The organism is Gemmatimonadota bacterium (assembly GCA_026705765.1).
Lineage (GTDB): Bacteria > Latescibacterota > UBA2968 > UBA2968 > UBA2968 > VXRD01.
In genome coordinates this window covers 109,924-116,003 of sequence record JAPPAB010000076.1, presented here as the reverse complement: position 1 = coordinate 116,003, position 6,080 = coordinate 109,924, and the positions used below count along the sequence as shown (strand labels likewise).

Sequence of the window (6,080 nt, the reverse complement as noted above, 5' to 3'; positions counted from 1 at the left end):
GACACAGGAAAATTCTCGCCAGATGTCGGTGAAGCAGTCGTTGCCGTTTTTTGCACAATCAATATGGCTTATGCGGGCAATTGTGGCATAGCGAATGTTGGGAGAAGCATTGGGGCTGGCGCAGTGATACACCAAAAAATGAGCGAGAATGAGATCTCCTGCCTGACCGGTGATCATATCCGGTGGTTCGGGCTGGTCGATACGTGGCTGTCCATTGGAGAGAATTTCAATGCCCTCCTTATTGAGATAGTCTTCATAGACGTGATGGGACCCGGGCCAGACAGTGAAATTCCCACTATAAGGCTCGGGTACATCGGCGAGATAGATGATGCCAAAGCAAGTAAAGCCCCGGTGATAGGAGCCTTTTGGTTTGCCATTTCTCCCATTGCCCATATTATCGATGTGACCGGTCGGTTCGGGCGGTGCTTTGCCCAAGACATTGGGAAAACGTGAGGCGGGAGTTGTCCTACCAATGGGAGTTTTAAGATTTCCTTTGCCCAGTAGAGATTCAGTCAGAGAAATGACAGGGCTTTTGTGGTACAGATCCTTGATCATTGGGCTACTATTGAGGTTGCTGACGACCTCACCGCCACCGTGATGCTTTGCCAAATTCAGACCCTTCGGGCTGAGTGTGCCGATGGAATAGTTGATCGCTTGACGAGCCGTGTCAACCATTGATTTTGAGACCGCACCAGGGATTTTGACATAACCCTGGTGGTAAAATTTACGGATTTGTTCAGTGGTGAGTTTCATTGCGTTCTCCCTGTTTGTCATACCCAGCTATTTTGTCTTTGCACACAACTTACATATCAAAAGGCGCAACAGCAAGCCGAAGATAAAGTTATCATTATCTGCCCGGCAGATTTTTTGCACGGTTCACGAGATCATGGACATCCATGTATGGTTCGGGGGCTGTAGATATCCAGACGACCTCGCCGGTCGCATCCAGCAGAACTGTGCCGTGCGCTGGGCCGGTGTGGGCCATGCCAAACCAGCCTGCCCATTTGCCAGCAGTGTCTGAGATAAGGCTCGACGACAGCGCAGCAACTCTCTCCTGATCTGGATCGGATTCTGGGGTGATGATCAGCAGGTTGATGTCGTTCTCCCGAAGGACCTCATCGAACAAACGCGCGTGCTCGTAACAATGCCCGCATTGAACGCCAGTGATGAATGTGACGACGGTCGTCTTGCCAGTGATCAAGCTGAGTTGCTCTGGCTCTTCCACAACCAGAAACTGTCCCATCATCCCGTTGTCTTCATGTTCCAGGATGTGGCAGTGGTACATGTATGGTACCTGAGGATCAGCATATCGATCGAAGGCCATGATGATCCGAACGAGATCACCTGGAGGCACCAGGACTGTGTCTTTCCAGCCGAGGTCGGCACTGGTGGATGGTTGGCCGTTGCGGTCGAGAATTTGAAACTGGACCGGATGGAGGTGAAAAGGGTGAGGCTGACCGCCGCGATTGTGTACTTCCCAAATCTCAATGTCTCCCAATCGCACGACCTCATCAATTCTCGCCATATCCATTGTCTTGCCGTTGATCGGTGGTCCCCCTCGACCTCCTCGACCTCCTCGACCTCCTCGACCTCCTCGACCTCCTCGACCTCCTTGTAGAGCCTCCAGATTCCGGGTGATGCGTTGTTGTATGTTTTGTAGTCGTCCCCCTCGTCCCCCTCGACCACCTTGTCGGGGTCCAGCCAAAACCATCGGACGGGTTTTGGCGGCGAGTGCGGGATCAATGCGGGAGATGGTGTTGAGGCGCTCTGGCAGTGCGTGAGATGCACGATTTGTCGGTCGGGGAACGATCTTTAACAATTGCAGATTCCCCGTGCCGATTCCCCCAAAAAACGATATAATCGTTCTCCGCAATCCTGCTTCCGGGTAGCTTTTCAACACGACTTCAGCACCGTCGCTGAAGTCAACCAGGATCTCGGCTCGCTCGCCGGGTGCGAGGATCACGCGGTTGGTTTGGAGGGGCGTCTCGAGGAATCCGCCATCTGTGGCGATCTGATGAAATTCTCGGTTGTCGTCAAAGCCGATGTAGTAGATACGCGCATTCGAGCCGTTTAACAGTCTGAATCGAATGCGACGCGACTCAACCTGGAGAAATGGATTATAGGTTCCATTGATCAGCATGGTGTTTCCATAGACAGCACCCTGGTTGCGGGCAAAGCGAAACGCACCGTCGTTGTCAAATAGTCGGTCTTGGAGCACGAGTGGAATGTCGTCAACGCCGTAGGTCTTTGGCAGGTCCAGCACATCACTGTTATCGTCATCAATCCACATGAGGCCAGCGACTCCCCGATAGACATGCCGTCCCGTACTGCCATGAGGATGCGGGTGGTACCATAACGGAGCGGCCTGTTGATCGACCGGAAAGCTGGCAGTCCATGATTCTCCAGGCTCGATTTTCTGATGTGGTGTGCCGTCCATGCGAGCGGGAACGTGCATTCCGTGCCAGTGCATTGTCGTTATTTCATCCAGGTTATTCTGGACGGTCAGATCGACATCTTCGCCTCGACGCAGTCGTAGTGTCGGTCCCAGAAACGGTCCGTTAACGCCAGCTGTCGGTGTTTGTTTGCCTGGGAGGAACTCTCGGCTTCCTTCGGCAACGGTCAGGAGAAACTGCCGCCGTCCATCTACAACGGTTCCAAATAACTGTTCGGGAATCAGCAGCTTATTCTCAAAGGTCAACCCACTGTTTGTGGCTCGGATGAACAACAGCCAGTAGCAGGTCGCGCCCAATAACAGTACGATAATCAACAGTTCTATTGTGATGGGCTTCAGCCGCCGGGGCCTGGTCGCCGTATTTGCAGGCATGCTTTCTCTTTATATGGGTGATCCGCATTGCGCGCTTGTGCGCGAGTGGTGTGACATCTTATTTGACAGTAGAAATTCGTGGCGCGTTCCATTCATTGCGCATCCTAATAAAAAAAGGCCGTGAGATTAGTTCTCACGACCTTTTGACTTTGATTATTAAAAAACTAAGTTACAAGAGCTGAATTCGTCCAAGCTATTTTACCAACGCCTCTTTAGCGAATCGTGGACACTGACCTCCAGGTGAGGACCGAATTCCTCGATCTCCAACCGGACCTTGAACCCATCCTGAATCGGTGACAGGGCTTCGTGATGGGTGCCGGTTGCAACGACATCTCCTGGCTCCAGAGTGATGACGCTGGTGATTTCCTCCAGCAACTCGGGAATGTGGCGGGCCATATCGCCTGTAGAAAAATTGTGTTTGAGGGCGTTGTTGACCCATAGCTTTACTGAAAGATCATTTGGATTTGATACCTCATCGGCAGTCACCAGAGCCGGTCCGAGGGGAGCAAATGTGTGCCAGCTTTTTCCCAGAAAGAAACCACCGGGCAATCCGCGAGCCGAAACATCTATGAACTGTGTGTAACCAAAGACGTGGTCCAGCGCGTCGGCTTGCGAGAGGTGGCTGGCCCTCTTGCCGATTACCAGAGCCAACTCTGGCTCAAAATGGAAAACACTCGCTTCGGCGTCCGGGAGTTCAACCGTGCTGCCAGTAGGCATCACGCTGGTGTTGGCCTTGAGAAATCCATTGAACAGACCGCGCTCCGGATGCCCCGGCTCGATATAATTACCGGCGGCGCACATGAGTTGGCCGGGGCGGGGTAGGGGCGATTGCAAAGTCACCGTATCGAGGGCGACACCATTCCCACCATCTATGGCACTCTCAATCCTGGGCTGTATGGCATCCCAATCAGTAATGATCATCTGCATCATTTCTTGAGCGTTGTGATGCCCTAAGCCTGCGACTGAATTACCAACTGGGACGACTGTATCGCCCTGCAAAACGCCCAGTTGAAAGTCATTGTAGAGTACGAATTTCATGAAAGTTTCCTCCTGAAAAAAGATGTTAATATGGATTTAAAGGTTGGATGGGTTAAGCCTGATTGATCATCAACGCATTTACAGAGTGCGGAGAGAGCGATATCTTAAAGTTGGAGCCTCCAATTGAGATTTCGCGTGTGTTAATCGCAACTTTATTGGGTGAATCCCAGTCGTTTCGAGACATGTAACTCTCACCGGCAATGGTTTGGAGTTCTGCGGTATTAGCTGGGGCGAAGTTGCTGAGTTCGCAAGTGATCTCGATTTCTTCGGTGGGATGGCGATTTTGCGCCAGTATAATCAAGCCATTATCCCAGATCGCTGCAAGGGCGTCAATGTAAGGCAGGTTAGACCCCACCATGATGGATTTAATGTTCGCTGTGAAGGTTGGTGATGAGGTGACGGAATGCACAAGGGTCGCCTCGGGAAGATTGCCGTAGAGGTGTGATACCCAGTGAACCGGAGCCGGGTAAACGATCTCCCGCTCCTTCTTCAGGCCACCTCCGTGATTTACCAACGCACTGTGGGTAAACATCTCGACGAGATCACCTTGCCGCATTGCGCTGTGTAACGCGCCTGCCAGATAGAGCGACTCCGCTTGTGTGGCATTCGTCGGTAAGTGGGGAACGCCACACATAATCTGATGCTCCGTGACGGCGATTTTCACATCCGGGTTGTACGGCGTAGCCTGAGCTTTCAGTTCATTGAGTTTATCATCGTATGAGGCGATGTAGCCCATGAGGGCCAAGTAAACCGCTTCGGCATCCTTTTCCCGACGCGCCCCGCCACCGGTAAGGGTGTGCAAAGATAGTGACCGGACGAGTTTTCCTTTCCGCTTGACCAGAGGCTTGTTCCATTCGAGTGACTGGCCATTGGCGATGATCAGCAATTCGGGATCGACCTGGAGCATCGCCGTGCGGAAGGCTTCGTACCTTTCGGCGTATTCTTCTGGCGTACAGTGACCCATTTGCCAACGGCCGTATAGCTCATTTCCGATTTCCCAGTATCGAATGTTGTAGGGTTCTGGATGGCCGTATTCGGCTCTGAGTGCGCCGTTTGGTGTATCGGTTCCGCCATTGCAGTATTCCACCCAATCCGCCGCTTCCTGTGGTGTTCCATTTCCCGCGTTCACGCAAATCAGTGGCTCACAGCCCACTGCCCTGCAGAAGTCTATGAACTCGTCTGTTCCAACGTGATTGGGTTCGATAATGGGCCACGCGGGATTTGGCAAAACGGGACGCTTGTCCGCGGGGCCAACACCATCTCGCCAATGGTACCCCGATACAAAATTTCCTCCAGGATATCGCAGCAAGGGAAGGCGTGATTCTTTTAGTATTTGGATAACGTCCGGGTCAAAGCCAGAGATGTGATCGTCTGAAAAGAGAAATACCTGATCAATCCACACCTGGCCACGATTGGGAAGGCTGATCCGAAATTCAACTGCCTCACCTTTTTTGAGTGAATCGGCTGGAAGTTGGAGATCGGCTATGTAGGCGGACCAGTCGTCTGTAAGACCGGTTACTTCGGCTTGTGCAAGTACCTCGCCGGATGATGCTTTTGCGAGTGCGATTCGGATGGATTCGGCTTGCCCTCTTGCGTAGAAGGAGGCCGTGTAGCTCAATATCCTGTGGGCTGGCAAGTAGGTCGATTGGCGGATTCCCGCTTCAGACCCAGGGACTGTGATTCTTTGACTCGTGCGGGAGTTGTACGGGTTAAGCCAGTCAATGAGATAGGTCGCATCTTCTGAGCCGTAGGGCAGCCATCGGTAGGCGATACCCCTTTCGTAGGCGGATCTGTGTCGCTCGATATCGAGGTCCCTTAGACGGTCGGCTTCTGGCGTCCAGATCCGGCTAAAGAAAGACCAGTCTGCGAAGGAAGTGTTCTCTAAGATCTGCGCCCACATCCCATTGTAGATGTTGCGACCGAGATGCTCTGTAAATTTTCCGAAAAGATTTCTATTGATGGGTTTATCCGCTTTCCGATTGCAATCAATGAATACACGAGCCTCACCATAGGTAGGCACTATTTGGATCAAGGGGACGGCGTCTGGCATGGATTGGTTTCCAAGATTTGGATGGTGTCGGTTGCATTTGAGTTCAGCAAGAGGAGCCAATATAAGACATTTTCCCGGGGATTGAAAATCTGAATGATGGCTTGCGATTTCTTTAACAGGTACTATATTGAGAGGTCATTATTTGAATACACATATTGATGGGAGGCA

4 protein-coding genes are annotated in these 6,080 nt (G+C 52.1%); all 4 read right to left on the bottom strand.

Annotated features, from left to right (window positions below):
• A partial coding sequence (locus OXH16_10195) for a hypothetical protein (GenBank protein ID MCY3681758.1) occupies nt 1–753 on the bottom strand: 753 nt, incomplete at its 3' end.
• Between the two features lie 94 nt (nt 754–847).
• Nucleotides 848–2,824: a multicopper oxidase domain-containing protein gene (locus OXH16_10190; protein ID MCY3681757.1), complete on the bottom strand. Its 1,977-nt coding sequence runs from the start codon at nt 2,822–2,824 to the stop codon at nt 848–850.
• 198 nt (nt 2,825–3,022) lie between these two features.
• Nucleotides 3,023–3,862 carry a fumarylacetoacetate hydrolase family protein gene (locus OXH16_10185; protein MCY3681756.1) on the bottom strand — a complete coding sequence of 280 codons (840 nt, stop codon included), beginning with the start codon at nt 3,860–3,862 and terminating at the stop codon, nt 3,023–3,025.
• A gap of 52 nt (nt 3,863–3,914) precedes the next feature.
• The gene (locus OXH16_10180; protein ID MCY3681755.1) at nt 3,915–5,912 is read right to left on the bottom strand and encodes a hypothetical protein; all 1,998 of its coding nucleotides are present in this window, start codon (nt 5,910–5,912) and stop codon (nt 3,915–3,917) included.
• Nucleotides 5,913–6,080 lie beyond the last annotated feature (168 nt).

Excerpts from the sequence above, each read along its gene's own strand:
- OXH16_10190 (MCY3681757.1), bottom strand. The coding sequence starts at position 2,824 with ATGCCTGCAAATACGGCGACCAGGCCCCGGCGGCTGAAGCCCATCACA.
- OXH16_10185 (MCY3681756.1), bottom strand. The coding sequence starts at position 3,862 with ATGAAATTCGTACTCTACAATGACTTTCAACTGGGCGTTTTGCAGGGC.
- OXH16_10180 (MCY3681755.1), bottom strand. The coding sequence starts at position 5,912 with ATGCCAGACGCCGTCCCCTTGATCCAAATAGTGCCTACCTATGGTGAG.